Source organism: Acetobacter suratthaniensis (assembly GCF_017377745.1).
In the GTDB taxonomy this organism is placed as follows: domain Bacteria; phylum Pseudomonadota; class Alphaproteobacteria; order Acetobacterales; family Acetobacteraceae; genus Acetobacter; species Acetobacter suratthaniensis.
Genome location: NZ_JAFVMG010000003.1, coordinates 16318 through 32507, shown reverse-complemented (window position 1 = coordinate 32507; position 16190 = coordinate 16318). Strand labels below are relative to the sequence as shown.

The following is a 16190-nucleotide window of genomic DNA, read 5'->3' as shown; positions in this document are numbered from 1 at the left end:
TTCAGGCCGGTGGGGCATGCCGCCCCATCTCTGGCACAGCCCCGCCGAACATGATAGGGAGAAGCACCGCCGCGAACAGCCCGGACAGGCCGTAAAACCCGTGCCTGCCGCTCTGAAAACCATGACACGGAGAACCGGCCCACTGGTCCTGACACCAGCGCCACGGAGACGCCAGAACCGATGACCACAGCCCCCGACACCCTTTTCAAGATCACACGTAAAACAGACGGTATCAGCCCCGCGGAACGCGAACGCATTGTCGCCAACCCCGGTTTCGGTCGCGCGTTTACCGACCACATGGTTGTCATTACCTATACGGAAGGCCGGGGCTGGCATTCTGCCGAGATTACGCCGCGCCAGCCGCTGGTGCTCGACCCCGCGGCCTCGGTTCTGCACTACGCGCAGGAAATTTTCGAGGGCATGAAGGCCTACCGCGCGCCTGATGGCGGTATTTTGCTGTTCCGCCCCGAAGCCAATGCCCGGCGCTTTCGCAAGTCAGCCGAGCGTATGGCAATGGCCGACCTGCCCGAGGATCTGTTCCTTGAAGCGGTGAGCCAGCTTGTCAGCATCGACCGCGACTGGGTGCCCGCACCTGAGGTCGGCACGCTGTATATCCGCCCTTTCATGATCGCGACCGAAGCCGCTCTTGGGGTCAAGCCCGCATCGGAATTCAAGTTCATCGTGATTGCCTGTGCGGCGGGGGAATATTTCTCCAAGGAAGCGGGCAGCGTAAACGTATGGGTGGAAGAAAACTCCGTACGCGCCTCACGCGGGGGCACGGGCACGGCCAAATGCGGTGGCAACTACGCCGCCAGCCTGACGGCCCAGATGGAAGGCAAGGCCCACGGCTGCCAGCAGGTTCTGTTCCTTGATTCGCAGGAACGCCGCTGGCTGGAAGAAATGGGCGGCATGAACGTCATGATGGTGATGGAAGACGGCACGCTGCTGACCCCTCCGCTCGATGGCGGCACCATCCTGCACGGCATCACCCGGGACTCGCTGCTGACCCTCGCACGCGATCAGGGCCTGACCGTGCGTGAAGAACGCTATGCCATCGACCAGCTTTACAGCGATGCGGCATCCGGCAGGCTGAAAGAAGTCTTTGCCTGTGGCACGGCGGCGGTTGTGACCCCCATTGGCGCCTTCAAGGGTGCGCATGGCGACTGCACCATTGGCGATGGCCAGACGGCGGGCCCTGTCACCAGCCGTCTGCGTCAGGGCCTGTGCGACATTCAGTTCGGCCGGGCGCCTGACCCGCATGAATGGGTCAAGCGCGTTCTGTAAAACCCACAGAACCACAACGGGCCGGGCGGTTTTACCGTCTGGCCCGCGCGCGTTAGCGCCTGCTCACAAAACCCAGCGCAAAGCCGTAGCGCCACCAATGCGTGGCCACCATGCCCCTTTTCCCGGCTTTTACCAGCTATAGGCTACGGTCGCCTGCGCGTTGCGGCGCTCGCCATACCAGCACCACTCGCTATAGGCCGAGCCATAGCAGCTTGCGATATAACGTTTATCAAACAGGTTGCGCACGCTGGCAGAAAGTGTCCACCCCCGCAGGGCAGCGGATGCGGCGGAAAGATCGTATCGAAGCGCCCCGTCAAACACGACATAGCTGGGGATTCTGATATCCTTGATCGATGCCGTGGAGCCACCATAGGCACTGGCCTCGTACCGTAGCCCGCCGCCAAACCCCACACCTTTCAGCCGCCCGCTTGGCACCGTGTAAAATGCGAACAACGACGCATTGCCCCGCCCCGACTGCACCAGCGCCTTACCGGTGGAATCATCATGCACGTGCTGGGCGCTGAATGCGGCTGTCACCATAAGGTTACGGTGGACATCCATATGGGCTTCGAACTCGAAGCCATCCGCCCGCACCCGTCCACTTTCGGTGCTGTAAACCGCATCTCCCACCGACACCAGCACGTTGCTCTGTTCGATATGAAAGCCTGCCGCACTGAGCAGAACCGATGTGCCGGGTATCTGATATTTTACGCCCCCTTCAAGCTGTCGGCCCACGGACGGATCAGCCTGATGTGTGGTGCGCCCACCATTTTCAGACACAATGCCCGCCTGTGGCTGAAACGAGGTTGAATAGCTGATGTAAGGGGCCAGCCCGAAACTGAAATGATAAAGCCCCGCCACCCGGAAGGAAATTTGCGAAGGGTGCTGGCTGTTGCTGGTATTGGCCACATATTCCTGCTGGCGTGCGCTGTACCAGTCATTCCGCAGGCTTCCTGTCAGGTAGAGCGAGCCTATCTGCATTTCATCCTGTGCGTACACACCAATCTGCTGCTGGCGGGTATTGTAATCAGAGGCAAGCGACGGCACAGGAATAGCCCCGTCATACACCGGATGCAGGACATCGAGGCTCGGCGCCGTGCCTTTGCGCGCCAGTTCTGTGGCGTGGGTGTAATCGTAGTCCACCCCCACCATCAGGGTATGATGGACAGGGCCGGTCTGCACATGACCCAGAAGCTGCGTATCCATCGCCACCCGGCGCAGTTGCTCGTCGCTCCCGAACGTGGCGCGCTGCACCGTTGTGGGGGAAAGCCACTTGCCTGTCGTGTAAACGCTTTCGTAATCGGTTTTAATATCGTCATACCGCGCACGAGACACCAGCTCCCATGCGTGGCTGAAATGGTGGGTCAGGATATAGGTAAAAGACCCCTGCTTGCGGCGGTATTCCTCAAAGGCCTTGTCTCCATCATAAAAGTCACGGGCAATCCAGCCCGAAGGCCCCTTCACGAGAGACCCTATAAGCGGCACCGAACCGTATGAGGCATTGGTGGGATCGTACTGGTAATTCCCCAGCAGTGTAAGCGTTGTGGGGCCATCACCCCCGAAGGTCACGGCCGGGCTGATACTGAAGCGGCGGCTGCCGGTCTGGCTAAGCTGGCTGTGCGAACCATTGGCTGTGCCATAAATCCGGTAGCGTATCTTGCCATTATCCGTGGCCCAGCCGCCTACATCCGCATCCACGCGGTACAGGTCAAAACTGCCACCGGTTGCCGCAATACTACCATATGAGCGGGTTTCTTGCGGTAATTTGCTGGACATTTCGAGCAGACCACCAGGGCTGGACTGGCCATACAGTGCTGAGGACGGGCCTTTGAGCACCTCAACCCGATCCACCCGGAACATGTCTATCTGCGGCGTGGCGTAGCCGGTGGGGCTGGCCTCGAGTTTCAGCCCGTCCAGATAAGCCGGAACAGGAAAGCCGCGCAGGGCAAACATATCATACCGTGTAGCCGTGGCGCCGCGCTGGTCCTGCGTGATACCGGCCACATAACGCACGGCCTGACTCAGGCTGAGAACACCGCGTACATCCATTTCATTGCGGGTAATGACCGTGACAGACTGCGCGGTGTTCACCACCGGATGGTTTTCCGTTTTGGTCGCGATGGACGCCGTGGTGGAGGTTCTGTGCCCATGCACCATCAGCGGTCTTTCCCCACGCCCGCCACCCGGCCGGTGCGTGCTGTCATGCCCGGTTTCGGCCACAGCGGCACAGGACAGACCTGCTGGCTCCAGCACGGCAAGAGCCAGCACCATAGCCCCCCGCTTGACCCTGTTGTGGATGATCCTGCTGCCAGAACGGCCCGTTTTGGCTGACACACGCTCTCCCCCCGCTATGAGCAGGGCGAACTATGGTTGCTGACCGGAAACGGGGCAATGGGATTTTAAAATATTTTTTAATATGCAATTCAGCCCTGCGCTCAGCCAATCCCTCATGCCCTCCCAGAGCAAGCGAGCAGCCACGTGGCCGTCGTGGCAAAATAAAACACCCCCGCCCCCACCCGCTTACAGGCTGCACTGACGCGCACCGGCGTTCGGGCACGGCCATACACCTGTGCAGCCAAGCAAAAATCCACGGGGCGAAATGCTGGACAACCCGCCGCAAGGCGCATATCCCCAGAAACATGCTGAATGACCTGTTGGCCTGACCCCATGACAGACCTTACGCCCCAAGCGCCCCATCTGGTTCTGGTGGATGGCAGCGGTTTCATTTTCCGCGCCTTTCATGCTCTCCCCCCTATGACCAGCCCGGACGGCGTGCCTGTTAACGCGGTCTATGGCTTTGCCACCATGCTGGCCCGGCTCCTGCGCGAGCATGCGGGCACGCACCTGGCCGTGCTGTTTGATGCCAGCCGCCTGACATTCCGCTCCGAACTGTATCCGCAGTACAAGGCTCACCGGCCCGAACCCCCCGAAGACCTGCGCCCGCAGTTCAGCCTGATCCGCGATGCAACGCAGGCTTTTGGTGTCCCCGGCATAGAACTGCCCGGCTGGGAAGCGGATGATTTGATCGCCTCCTACGCCGTAGCCGTGCGCGCGGCGGGGGGCACCTGCACCATTGTTTCGTCCGATAAAGACCTGATGCAGCTTGTCGGCCCCGGCGTGTGCATGCTCGACCCCATCCGCCAGACGCCTATCGGCCCGACCGAGGTGGAAGCCAAGTTTGGCGTGCCGCCCGAAAAGGTGGTGGATGTTCAGGCACTCATGGGCGACCCCACGGATAACGTACCCGGCGTGCCGGGTATCGGCCCCAAAACCGCCTCGGCTCTGGTCAACGAGTTCGGCACGCTTGAAGCCGTGCTGGACGCAGCGCCGGACATGAAAAAGTCCAAACGGCGCGACAACCTGATCGAACACGCACAGGCCGCCCGCCTGTCGCTCCAGCTTGTCACTCTGGCGCGGGATGTCCCGCTGCCTGTCCCGCTGGAAGAGCTGATCACGCGTGAGCCTGACGTGCCCGTTCTGGCCGAGTGGTTTGCCCGCATGGGCTTTCGTTCCATGCTCAGCCGCATGGGCATGGCCCAGCCTGCCAGCGCTCATGCCCATCGCACTGCCCGCGCCACGGCCCATGCCAGCGCCAATGGGCTGCCTGACCCTATGGCACAGGATACGGCCCCCACGCCTGCGCAGGCGCCTAACACCGCGCCTTATGCCGGGTATGAAACCGTCCGCACCGCACGCGAACTCCAGAAATGGGTCAGCGCGGCGCAGGAGGCCGGGCTGTGCGCGGTGGACACCGAAACAGACGGGCTCGACCCGCTCAATGCCGGGCTTGTGGGTTTTTCCATTGCCACAGCACCGGGCAAGGCCTGCTACGTACCACTGCGGCATGAAGGCACGCTGGAAGCCCCCACCGGCGAACAGCTTGACCCCGCCGCGGCACTGGATCTGCTCCGCCCGCTGCTGGAAGACGACGCCACACTAAAAATCTTCCACAACGCCAAGTTCGATCTGCTGGTGTTTGACCATGCCGGGTTGCCGGTAGAGCAGGTTCGCGCCGTGGATGACACGATGCTGATTTCCTACAGCCAGTCAGCCGGGCTGCATGGGCAGGGCATGGACGAGCTTTCCACCCTGCATCTTGGCCACACCCCCATTCCCTACGACAGCGTGACCGGCACGGGCCGCGCGCGCATTCCTTTCGCACAGGTGCCCGTGGACAAGGCTACAGCCTACGCTGCGGAAGATGCCGATGTAACACTACGGCTGTGGCATGTGCTGCACCCTACCTTGCGTACCAATCAGGCGCTCTCGCTCTATGAGCAGATCGAACGCCCGCTTATTCCGGTTCTGGCGGATATGGAAAAGGCAGGTATTGCTGTGGACAGGGTGGAGCTGGCCCGCCTGTCCGCCGATTTCGAAGCGCGCATGAAAGATATGGAAGCCGGGATTTACAGCGCCGCCGGACGGGAGTTCAACATCGCCTCTCCCAAACAGCTGGGCGAAATCCTGTTTGATGAAATGGCGCTCAAGGGCGGCAAGCGCGGCAAGGCGGGAGCGTGGGGTACGGATTCAGCCGTATTGCAGGATCTGGCCGATCAGGGCCACGACCTGCCCGCCCGCGTGCTGGAATGGCGCCAGCTTTCCAAGCTCAAATCCACCTACACCGATGCCCTGAGCCGTCAGGCCAGTAGTGCTGGGCGGGTGCATACCTCCTTCCAGATGGCCATCACCACCACCGGTCGCCTGTCTTCCACCGACCCGAACCTGCAGAATATTCCTGTCCGCACGGAGGAAGGCACGCGTATCCGACAGGCCTTTATCGCCCCTGAAGGGCGCAGGCTGATCTCGGCCGACTATTCACAGATCGAACTGCGGCTGCTGGCCGATGTGGCCAATATTCCAACCCTGCGCGAAGCCTTTCACATGGGGCAGGATATTCATGCCCGCACCGCGTCAGAAGTGTTCGGCATTCCTATTGAAGATATGGACCCGCTGACACGCCGCCGCGCCAAGGCTATCAATTTCGGTATTATTTATGGCATTTCGGCATTCGGGCTGGGGCGGCAGCTTGGCATCCCCGCTGGTGAGGCCCGCGCCTATATTGATGCATATTTTGCCCGCTATCCCGGTATCCGCGATTACATGGAACGCCGGAAAGCCGAAGCGCAGGAACATGGCTACGTCCTGACCCCCTTCGGGCGGCGCTGCTATGTGCCCGGCATTGCCGAAAAAAGTGCGGCCCGCCGCCAGTATGCGGAGCGGCAGGCCATCAACGCCCCCCTGCAAGGTGGCGCGGCTGACATTATCAAACAGGCCATGGTGCGCCTGCCCCGCGCCCTGCACGAAGCCGGGCTGCACTCAGCCCGCCTGCTGCTACAGGTGCATGATGAACTCCTGCTCGAAGCCGATGCCGATGAGGCCGAAGCCGTGGCACAGGTTGCCAGAGACGTCATGCAGGCGGCGGCAAGCCTCTCCATTCCGCTGGTTGTTGAAACCGGCATAGGCCAGAACTGGGCGCAGGCCCATTAGCGACACACCACCGGGCGGGCCTGAACGCCACGCCCCCACGGAGGTTGGAAAACCATGACAGGCCCAGAACAGCAGACACAACCCGGCCACTCGCCCGCGCCTTCAGGCCGCGGCCGACATGTGCTGATGGCCACTCTGGCCATTGTCGTTCTGGCAGGAGCCGGAGGCTGGGCCGCCACCCGCTATGCCCTGCACCACAGTGTCACGCTGAGCACCTACGGCAATGCTGTGGGCGGGTCTTTCCGGCTGATGGATTCCACAACCGGCACCATGACCGACCAGACCTTCCGGGGCCGCTGGATGCTGGTGCTGTTCGGCGCGACACACTGCACCGACGAGGCCTGCCGCCCGGCGCTCAAGGCCATGTCCGACACATTGGACACGCTAGACCCAAGCGGGCGCAAGGCGGTCATTATTTTCGTGAGCCTTGACCCTGATCGGGACGATGCCGAGCGGCTACGCCAGTATGGTGAAAGCATCAGTTCACGGGTGGTCGCTGGCACGGCGGCTCCCTTCGCACTGGCTGATCTGGCGAAAGAATACCAAGCCCCCATAGACCGCAAGGCCGATCCTGAATGGACGTACACCATGCGGATGTCTCCTCAGTTTGTGGTCATGGACCCGGACACACGCTATCGCGGCACCATTGACGCCACCGCCAATGCGGCCTCCATGGCTACGGATCTGCGCCGGATCATGTCCGGCACGCCTGACAACTGATCTGCTAACCGGCAGGCATGGCGCTTCTGTCCTCCATCCGGGTGTGGCGACCCTTTACGGCGTTGCGTTTTTACGCCTCGCTGGCGGTCACCGGGCTGATTTTCGCGGCACTGGATGCAGGCTCTTTTCTGCTGCGCCGCCTCCACCCGGAGGGGATCGCCCGCAGGAAAGCGGGGCAGCGCTGGCTCCATGCCCTGTCCCGGCTGGCTGTGCGCTACCTGCATACCGCCGGTATTCTGGACTGCGACATGCGCGCACTGGCCCCCCTTCAGCAAAAGGGGGGTGCCCCACTAGTGCTGGTCGCCAACCATCCCTCGCGCCTCGATAGCCTGCTGCTGGCCGCCGCCCTGCCGGGCATGACATGCGTGACCAAAGCCTCCATCTGGGATCGTGGCGTGCTGGGCAGCACCCTGCGTACAGCAGGCTACATCCGCCATGATACGCTGCTGCGCGTCATTGGCCCCGCGACAGAACGCCTGCGCGAAGGCGGGCCGCTGCTGCTGTTCCCCGAAGGCACACGCGCACGCGCCGGTGCAGCTCCCGGCCCGATCCAGCCGGGTTTTGCCGCCATTGCCCAGCGCACGCGCCTGCCTGTGCAGGTTATTCTGATTGAAACGGACTCACCCTATCTCTCGCAAGGTTGGCCCTTTCTCAAACGCCCCCCCCTGCCCATGCGCTACCGCATTACGCTTGGCCCATGCCTGCCCGCCCCTACAGATGAAGTCAGTGGCCGCACACTGCTCTCACAGGTTGAAAAACTGCTCGCCAGCACAGGCATACGCCCACCCGTAGCGTAAAAGGCTGCGGCCTTACTGCCCCATAAGGGACAGGGCCACAGGCCCGATCACCACAATAAAAATAACTGGCAGAATAAACAGAATCATCGGCAGGGTCAGATAGACCGGCAACTGTGCTACGCGGGTCTGGTAACGCAGCATGGTATCGGCCTGCACATCTTCTGACAAAATCCGCAGATCCTGCGCTATGGGCGAACCCACCTCGAAAGACTGCGTCAGCACCGTTGCCACCTGCCGCATAACGGGCAGTCCCGTACGTTGTGCCATCTGCCTGAGCGCTTCCTGCCGGTCGGGCATCAGGCTCATATCGCGTGCAGTCAGGCGCAGTTCATTAGCGACACTCGCATTAATCCGCAGCATATCATGGGCAACACGCTGCATGGCCGCCTCTATCGGCATGCCCGCATCCACGCAGATCGTCAGCATATCCAGCGCATCGGCCATACCACTTTCAACCGCACGCAAATAACGCTTGCGCCGCGAGGCCAGAACCATATCCGGCAGCATCATCCCACCAATGGGCAACGCTGCGGGCAACACCAGATGGCTAATAGAACCGGCATTCAAACTCATGAATGCGACAAAACCCAGAACCAAGCCCACACCGAACAGGATGGTTTTGGCGCCAAGAAAAACAGGCAGAAACTGGTCAGGCTCCTGCGTTGCACGCGCAAGCGTACGGAACAGTTCGTCCAGCGTGCGACGCGACAAAAGATGCCGCTGTATCAGAAATGATCCGGTCTCATACGCCACCCGCGCGGGCGAAAAGCGGGTACCGGGCCTGTCTTTACTTTCCGCCACCCGGTACTGGCGCAACTGCTCCAGTCGGACACGCCGCCGCCCCTGAGTAAAGCGCGGACGCAGAACAGCCACCCAGACACCCACCAGACCCAACACCATGAGAGCAATGAAAAAAAATGTCGCCATCATGCTATTTCAAAACTCTGGCTGTAATAAAGCGAATGGAAAACAACCCAAGGCACCACAGCCCTGCCGCCAGAGCCAGCACGGCATAACCACGCGGATCCGCCAGCAGGCCATTGAAATAGGTTGGGCTCTGTATCGCCAGCAGCAGAATAACAAGCAACGGCAGGGCTAACAGCACATAGGATGTGAGACGCACCTCGCCCGAGGCCGCAATAGCCTTTTTGCGCATAGCCCTGCGTTCACGCAGGGTTTTTTCCAGCATGGCCATGATATGAACCAACGCGCCACCCGTTGCCGCCTGCACCTCTATAACCGTTGCCATAAAGCGGTATTCCGCCACATCAACCCGCTCGGCCATATTGGCAAACGCCTGCGGCAGGCTTTGCCCTACGGCAATATCCTGCACCAGTCTGGTAAACTCAAAAGCTGTCGGCTGACTGGCCTCGCGGCAAACCAGATCAAGAATACGCGGCAAAGGCACGCCCACACGCAAGGAACGCACGATAATGCTGATCGTATCAGGCAACTGCTCGTATAGCCGGGCATTGTAACGCCCGCCGATAGCGGTATAGAGCGCGCGCACGGCCAGTACCCATGCCAGTATTTCCGCAATAATCCCACCAAACCCCAGAAGGGCGAATGATGGCCAGGCCAGCAGCAATAAAGCAGCCAGCGCGCCGAACACGACGTAATCATTTTTCCTGATGGCAGCCCGCGCCGCACCATAATTAACAATAGAATAGAAAAAATTTCTTACATGGTCAGCAATAAAGGAAAAAACATTTGAGACTCTGCGGGCAAATACACCCCGCGCATCAAGCGGCCCGCGAAAACGCCCCAACAACCGCACAATACGTTCGTTCCGCCGCTCCTGCACGCGTATGCGCCGGTAAGCGACCCGCCCCCACCAGCCCGCAAGCCCCAGCATAGCCAGAACAGCCACACCAGACAGCAGGCCCGGCGTCACCATCATGCGCGGCTCTCCGCCAGGGTGGCGTTCCATAGGCCATCCAACTGGCAGTATTCAAGTTTTTCAAGAAAGCTCGGTCTGATATTCAAAACCTCATAATGTGTAAGCAGACGGCCCCGGCTGTCCTCGCCATCAAACACCAGCCTGAACAGATCGTTCATGACCACCGTGCCGTTTTCAACCCCGGCAACATCCGTCACCTGCATGATGCGGCGCACGCCATCGCGGTTGCGCCCGATCTGCACGATCAGATCCACCGCCCCGACAATCTGGGTACGGATTGCATGGGTAGGCAGGCCAAAACTGCCCATCTGCACCATGCTTTCCACACGCGTAATGGCTTCGCGCGTGTTGTTGGAATGAATGCTCGACATGCTGCCATCATGGCCGGTGTTCATGGCCTGCAACATATCAAACGCTTCTGCTCCACGCACTTCGCCCACAATGATACGGTCTGGCCGCATCCGCAGGGCGTTACGCACCAGATCGCGCTGTGTCACCTCGCCTTTGCCTTCAATCGAGGGCGGGCGTGTTTCCATCCGCACGACATGCGGCTGCTGGAGCTGAAGCTCGGCGGCGTCCTCCACGGTGATGACACGCTCGGAAAAATCAATGAACCGGGAAAGTGCATTCAACAGCGTGGTTTTTCCAGACCCTGTTCCGCCCGACACGACAATGTTCAGCCGCACGCGGGCCGCCATTTCCAGTATGGTTGCCACCGCGGGCGAGCAGCTTCCGTATTCGACCAGCTTCTGCAAATCTATTTTATTTTTTGCAAATTTTCTGATGGACATATACGGCCCATCCAGTGCTAGCGGCGGAAAAACGATATTGACGCGTGAGCCATCACGCAGGCGCGCATCCACCATCGGACTGGCTTCGTCAATCCGCCGCCCCATTTCAGACGCCACACGCTGGCAGACAGAAACAAGGTGCCGCTGATCTCGAAACTGCGCTGGTGAAATCTCGGTTTTTCCATGGCGCTCAACAAAGATACGCTTAGGCCCGTTAATGAGAATATCGCTAATACTATCATCATCCAGCAAAGGCTGAACCGGCCCCAACCCCTTGATATCGTTAACCAGTTCCGCCGCAATTTTTTGCTGTTCACGCAGGTTCAGGCGAATACGCTGCTCACTTGCCGCCTGATCCACCACCCTTTCCACTGTTCCGGCCAACTGTTCGGGGGCAAGTGCAAGAATAACCGCAGGATCGAGCCGCCCCAGACAGAGCGCCCGCAGTGACAAGATCTGCTCGCTGGTAAAGCCGCGTTCCGCAGCCTCGCCAGCCGGTGTGAGAGCTTGCTCCGCCTGTGCGCCATCCTGCGTACCCAGCAAGGAAGCACTGGCTCCGGCAGATGGCAGAACATGCGCCTGCATGTCCTGCAAACGCTGCAACCGGGTGGTGCGCCCGGCTGGCTGGGTGTCCTCCATCAACGCGCACCCAGCAGGGTATGCACGACCCTGCCAACCAGCCCTTTTTCCTCACTTCCGCTGCGTGCAACCCTGTGCAGGGACAGGCTTTCATGCGCGATCCGGGCAATCGCATCGTGATAGGGTTTGCACTCCTGCGCCACCGGCACGCCGTTGATTTCGGCCTCTCCACATTCGCGCGGCAGATAGGGAATAACGATATCCGGCGCACAGCCAAGGCTTTTGCTAACCTCGTCCATGGACAACGTGCCGGGGCGGCCAAACTGGTTCAACACAAGCACCGGCTTGGTGGGCAAATGCAGGTGCGGCAGCATAGCCAGCAGCCGTAGCGTATCGCGCATGCAGGCAAGGGTGGGGTCCATCACCAGCATAAGCTGCTGAGCCTGCCCGGCCAGACTGGAAAAGGTTTCTCCCTCGCTCCAGTCCATGCGGGCCATGATAAAATGGAACTGCCCGCGTACAAACCCCAGTAGGGAATTGAGCGTGGAAGGAGCCAGACGCGGCCTCTGCCCCACCGGCCCAAGAGATGAAAGCAGTTTCAGCCTGTCCGAAACACTCTGAATACTGCGCTCGACCAGCAGGCTGTCCATGCGTTCTGGCTCTTCCAGCACGGACAGCAGGCCCAGATTATCTTCCGCATTAAGCAGCACGCCCAGACGGCTTGCCTGCGTATCAAAATCAACCAGCAGCGTATGCCGCCGCACTTCGTTCGCGACATACCAGCCCAGATTGGCCAGCAGTGTGGAGGCCCCGACACCCGGCCGCACCCCGCAGAGTGCAACCAGACTGCCACCGCCTACGCTCGCCGCCTCTTTTTGCCCATGCAGGATGATATCGCCAAAAAAGCGCACCAGCAGGTTACGGTTGAACGGCGGGTACAGATACTCCGCAATGCCGTAGCCGTGGGTAATGGAGCGGTAGAAATTCACATCATCCCGATCGCCGATCAGCATGATGGTGACATCGGGCGGCACCATGCCCTTGAACTGGCGTACACTGGCCAGCGGATCGGTGCTGCCGCGGATATCAAGCACCAGAAAGGGCGGGCAGATATTGTTGGACAGGTAATGCCGGGCCTGCTCAAGCCCCAGCCTGAGAAGCCGCCCCTCCTTGGGGCAGACCGTGTTCAGGAAATCGGCCATAACGGCCTCGGTTTCCATATCCTGAACAATCACCAGAACCCGGGCTGTCTGCTCCGTGGTTTCTATAAACCGCCTACCGTTTTCCGCCATGGCCTGTCAGCCCCTGCATGCGGCTTGCGGCCGCGACAGACCTCTGCGCGTCTGGCAGCGGCCCCGTTTGCCGGGCAGGACCGCCCGGCATACTCCTGCAGACCAGACCGCGTGCGCCAGCCACAGGCATGGCGTCACCCGGCCCGGCCAGATCTTCAGTTTGAAGGCAGGGAGTTGGCGACGTGCTGGAAGGTGTATTGCAGCTTCTGCCCCATCGTGGTCACAGCACTGATAATGACAACGGCGATCAGCGCTGCAATCAGCCCGTATTCCAGAGCGGTGACACCGCGCTTATCCCTACGCAGCCGATATATAAAAGAACCAACTGCCTGATGGATTTTCAGCATGCCCTGCTCTTCCTTCAAATAGGACTTATCAGTAATCAAACGCCTTTTCCCCATAAAACAAAGTGGGAAAAGATGGAATATGTTTATAAAATGGCAACCATTCGCCCATGGCGGGTGAGGCTACACCATCCCCCCTTATCAACTGCTGCAAAGCTGGTATAGGGTGCGCCCGCGCGCGTGCGCCCTGCACGCGCCCTGCACCCTTTCTCTCTACATGATGGACATCATGCGTATCGGCATTCTCCAGACCGGCCGCCCGCCAGAGGCACTCTGCGCACACGCCATGGATTACCCGGATCTGTTCCGGGCCAGCCTTGCCCGGCCGGGCGCCACCTTTACCACCTACCGCGTCATGGATGGGCAAATGCCCTCCGGGGTCGATGCTGAAGAGGGCTGGCTTGTCACCGGCTCTCCGCATGGTGTTTATGAAGACCATGCATGGATTCCCGGTCTGGAGGCGTTTGTGCGTGAGGCGGATCGCCAGCACGTGCCCATGGTGGGGGTCTGCTTTGGCCATCAGCTCATTGCTCAGGCACTGGGCGGGAAAGTGGAAAAATTTCCCGGCGGGTGGGTTGTCGGCCCACAGGACTATACGCTGGATGATGGCAGCACCCTGACACTTAACGCATGGCATCAGGATCAGGTCATGGTGCCACCGCCGCAGGCCCGCACCATCATGCACAGCCCGACCTGCGCCCATGCCGCCCTGCGTTACGGCACACATATTCTGACAGTGCAGCCACATCCGGAATTTACGGATACGGTTTTCCGTGCCCTGTTCCATGAACGCGGTCATACGCTCCCCCCCACCATCCAGCAGGCGGTGGAACAGAAGACCACGGGCGCACCCCCGGCCTGTCAGGCGCAGTTCGCGCAGTTACTCTGGCACTGTCTGTCAGGTGGGCAGGTGGGAACAGCCGAGAGCTGACCCTGACCCTCACCCCCCGCCAGCAGGGGCCGGAACCTCCAGCGCTTTGAGCTTGCGATACAGCGTAGCACGGCTGATCCCCAGATGCCGGGCCGCTGCGGAAACATTGCCCCGCGCCAGCCCCAGGGCAGTACGGATCACATGCTCCTCTGCCTCGCGGAAACTGATCGCCCGCTCCACACCAACCGGGCGGGCGGCGAACACCCCGGCCCCATTCACGTTTTTACCCGTATGGTCTGCCACTGGCCCCTGCTGCCCGGCACCCCACCCCAGCATGGTGCGGGCCGCATGGGTGGCCCCTACGATATCGCCGGCTTCATTCACCGCCACCAGCGGGCCTGAACTCCCCCGTGCGGGCCCCAATGTCACGATCCGCTGTCCGGGATAACTACCGCGCAGCAGTTGCTCCTCCATCCGGCGGGCAGCCTGAAACAGCGCCTCGCGCAATAGGGGCGCAACCGGCCGGGTGGTTATGTTGCCGAACGATGCCAGATTGAGCGCGCCCGCCAGTTGCCCCTGCCCGTCAAAAACTGGCACGGCATGGCTTTCCAGCAGCGCGAAACAGAAACGCCAGTGATCGCCACGGGTCAGCGCCACGGAGCAGCCTTCACGCAGGGCTGTGCCGACACCATTGGTGCCTGCCAGCCCTTCATCCCAGACTGCGCCTTCCTGCAGGTGCAGCCTGCGGCATACAGCGCGGTGGCAATCACTGATACAGCGCGCCAGCAGCACGGCCCGCGCATCCGACAAAAGCACCATCAAACCCAGATCGCGCACAAGGCTGAACAACGACTGCATTTCCGGCAGTCCCACTCGCAGCAGAGGCGCCGCGCAGTCGTTGATCTGGCGCAGTTCCGTGCTGGACAGCACCTCCGCGCGCCATTGTCGGGAGGGGTCCATACGATACAGGGACTCGCAGCGCTCCCACGAACGGGCCACTTCATTGGAGCCCGCCCGACAGGCCGCATGAGCCGCTGTTTCATGCCGCACCGTGGTGTTTCCTTTCCGTGGTTGCTGCTCCACCCCACGCACTCCCGCCTATGCAGGCTGCCCAGCTTTCCGACGTAACGGAAACTACCTGCCTGCTCTATATTTTATATTGAATTTTCGAATAATGATCGAGACAGAGAGGCCCTCAGGGTAGGCCTGCCCCAGACACCTTATTGCCAAAGATACAGGAATTTGAGGTAATAAGCATCCGTCTCCGGCGTATTGCGCCCTTCGACAGAATGGCTGTACCGCGCGGTTACACTGACACTACGGCTGATATTGAACATGACACCCAGCCCGGATGCCACCTCGCGGCTGCTGGTATCGCTCACATCCTGCCTGAGTGTCTGGTCATAGGTGCCACCGGCATTTTGCCAGTCGAAGGCAAAAAACGGTTCGATCAGCTTTGTGGCTTTCCAACTGAAACGCAGGTTGCTGTAAAAGACCACCCCCGGTGAAAAAGCGTGCTGGCCCGGCTCATGCTTGGTAGAGGCAACCACCGTACCCAAGTCACCATCAAAACTGAAATGCTTCCACTCGTAATCGAAGATAAAGCTAGAAATATTCGACCAGTAATGGCTGGCCAATGCATCACGCGAGCCGGAAGGCGTGACCATAAAGGTCTGAAAACCAAAGGTGCTGTGTGAATTGGGCTTGAACCACGCCGCAGGCCCGACAATAGTCCCCCCCAGCCCGCCGTAATTCTTGCCATCAGCCAGAGAGTAGCTTTCTGTCTGGATCAGCTCGAAGGCGAAACCCACATGGGGAATGGCGTCAAACGTACGGAAATGGACATATTTGGTCATACCCGACCAGCTATGCCCTCCGCCATGCGCCGCAACGCGCTGGCCTGAGCCGTTATAGGCGTTGCCTGCCTCGTTACCATCACCATACTGCACCAGCACGTTGAAGGGTTTGAAATCAACCGGCAGGTCGTATTCATGCGGGCCGATAATCCCCAGCGTGATGTCCGCTGCATGGGTCGGCCGCGCCCCCGCCCCCAGCAGCACCGGCACGCACAGCCCGGACCATAGAAAGAACTGCCGCGATTTTCTGGCAATGTTCATGTGAAATC

13 protein-coding genes are annotated in these 16190 nt (G+C 60.5%); 5 read left to right on the top strand and 8 right to left on the bottom strand.

Going from position 1 to position 16190, the window contains the following annotated elements; translation table 11 throughout:
* The first annotated feature begins 180 nt into the window (after positions 1-180).
* Complete coding sequence (locus tag J2D75_RS04885; protein WP_207853428.1) at positions 181-1284, top strand: branched-chain amino acid aminotransferase; 1104 nt, start codon at positions 181-183, stop codon at positions 1282-1284.
* A 129-nt stretch (positions 1285-1413) separates the two neighbouring features.
* Here the strand turns inward: J2D75_RS04885 and J2D75_RS04880 are convergent, their stop codons facing one another.
* Positions 1414-3555: a TonB-dependent siderophore receptor gene (locus J2D75_RS04880; RefSeq protein ID WP_207853792.1), complete on the bottom strand. Its 2142-nt coding sequence runs from the start codon at positions 3553-3555 to the stop codon at positions 1414-1416.
* Between the two features lie 375 nt (positions 3556-3930).
* Here J2D75_RS04880 and polA point away from each other — a divergent pair, with 375 nt between their 5' ends.
* From polA to J2D75_RS04865, 3 genes are all read left to right on the top strand, one after another.
* Positions 3931-6771: a DNA polymerase I gene (gene polA / locus J2D75_RS04875; RefSeq protein WP_243428511.1), complete on the top strand. Its 2841-nt coding sequence runs from the start codon at positions 3931-3933 to the stop codon at positions 6769-6771.
* 126 nt (positions 6772-6897) lie between these two features.
* Positions 6898-7491, top strand: coding sequence for an SCO family protein (locus J2D75_RS04870; protein WP_408736741.1), 594 nt, complete (start codon positions 6898-6900; stop codon positions 7489-7491).
* A gap of 17 nt (positions 7492-7508) precedes the next feature.
* Positions 7509-8288: a lysophospholipid acyltransferase family protein gene (locus J2D75_RS04865; protein WP_207853424.1), complete on the top strand. Its 780-nt coding sequence runs from the start codon at positions 7509-7511 to the stop codon at positions 8286-8288.
* A gap of 12 nt (positions 8289-8300) precedes the next feature.
* Here J2D75_RS04865 and J2D75_RS04860 read toward each other — a convergent pair whose 3' ends face one another.
* The 5 genes from J2D75_RS04860 to J2D75_RS04840 form a co-directional block, all read right to left on the bottom strand.
* The gene (locus J2D75_RS04860) at positions 8301-9218 is read right to left on the bottom strand and encodes a type II secretion system F family protein (protein ID WP_207853422.1); all 918 of its coding nucleotides are present in this window, start codon (positions 9216-9218) and stop codon (positions 8301-8303) included.
* A gap of 1 nt (position 9219) precedes the next feature.
* Entirely contained in the window at positions 9220-10188 is a 969-nt protein-coding gene (locus J2D75_RS04855) for a type II secretion system F family protein (protein WP_207853420.1), read from the bottom strand.
* Positions 10185-11618 (bottom strand): CpaF family protein, encoded by a 1434-nt coding sequence (locus J2D75_RS04850; protein WP_243428510.1) that lies wholly within the window; start codon positions 11616-11618, stop codon positions 10185-10187. The genes J2D75_RS04855 and J2D75_RS04850 overlap by 4 nt, the downstream gene beginning before the upstream one ends.
* Positions 11618-12850 (bottom strand): AAA family ATPase, encoded by a 1233-nt coding sequence (locus tag J2D75_RS04845; RefSeq protein ID WP_207853418.1) that lies wholly within the window; start codon positions 12848-12850, stop codon positions 11618-11620. Before J2D75_RS04845 ends, J2D75_RS04850 begins: the two co-directional genes overlap by 1 nt.
* 155 nt (positions 12851-13005) lie before the next feature.
* Positions 13006-13197 carry a Flp family type IVb pilin gene (locus J2D75_RS04840; RefSeq protein WP_207853416.1) on the bottom strand — a complete coding sequence of 64 codons (192 nt, stop codon included), beginning with the start codon at positions 13195-13197 and terminating at the stop codon, positions 13006-13008.
* A gap of 163 nt (positions 13198-13360) precedes the next feature.
* On the opposite strand from J2D75_RS04840, the gene J2D75_RS04835 reads away from it, so the two are divergent.
* Positions 13361-14125: a glutamine amidotransferase-related protein gene (locus J2D75_RS04835; RefSeq protein WP_207853414.1), complete on the top strand. Its 765-nt coding sequence runs from the start codon at positions 13361-13363 to the stop codon at positions 14123-14125.
* 9 nt (positions 14126-14134) lie between these two features.
* On the opposite strand, the gene J2D75_RS14635 is transcribed toward J2D75_RS04835, so the two are convergent.
* Together J2D75_RS14635 and J2D75_RS04825 are read right to left on the bottom strand one after the other, a co-directional pair.
* A complete protein-coding gene (locus tag J2D75_RS14635; RefSeq protein ID WP_265782905.1) occupies positions 14135-15115 on the bottom strand; it encodes a helix-turn-helix domain-containing protein in 981 nt (326 codons plus the stop codon).
* Positions 15116-15285: 170 nt separating this feature from the next.
* A complete protein-coding gene (locus J2D75_RS04825) occupies positions 15286-16182 on the bottom strand; it encodes a transporter (protein ID WP_207853412.1) in 897 nt (298 codons plus the stop codon).
* Positions 16183-16190 lie beyond the last annotated feature (8 nt).

Coding starts and splice junctions, on each gene's coding strand:
- J2D75_RS04885 (WP_207853428.1), top strand. CDS start 181: ATGACCACAGCCCCCGACACCCTTTTCAAGATCACACGTAAAACAGAC.
- J2D75_RS04880 (WP_207853792.1), bottom strand. CDS start 3,555: ATGGTGCTGGCTCTTGCCGTGCTGGAGCCAGCAGGTCTGTCCTGTGCC.
- polA (WP_243428511.1), top strand. CDS start 3,931: ATGACCTGTTGGCCTGACCCCATGACAGACCTTACGCCCCAAGCGCCC.
- J2D75_RS04870 (WP_408736741.1), top strand. CDS start 6,898: ATGGCCACTCTGGCCATTGTCGTTCTGGCAGGAGCCGGAGGCTGGGCC.
- J2D75_RS04865 (WP_207853424.1), top strand. CDS start 7,509: ATGGCGCTTCTGTCCTCCATCCGGGTGTGGCGACCCTTTACGGCGTTG.
- J2D75_RS04860 (WP_207853422.1), bottom strand. CDS start 9,218: ATGATGGCGACATTTTTTTTCATTGCTCTCATGGTGTTGGGTCTGGTG.
- J2D75_RS04855 (WP_207853420.1), bottom strand. CDS start 10,188: ATGATGGTGACGCCGGGCCTGCTGTCTGGTGTGGCTGTTCTGGCTATG.
- J2D75_RS04850 (WP_243428510.1), bottom strand. CDS start 11,618: ATGGAGGACACCCAGCCAGCCGGGCGCACCACCCGGTTGCAGCGTTTG.
- J2D75_RS04845 (WP_207853418.1), bottom strand. CDS start 12,850: ATGGCGGAAAACGGTAGGCGGTTTATAGAAACCACGGAGCAGACAGCC.
- J2D75_RS04840 (WP_207853416.1), bottom strand. CDS start 13,197: ATGCTGAAAATCCATCAGGCAGTTGGTTCTTTTATATATCGGCTGCGT.
- J2D75_RS04825 (WP_207853412.1), bottom strand. CDS start 16,182: ATGAACATTGCCAGAAAATCGCGGCAGTTCTTTCTATGGTCCGGGCTG.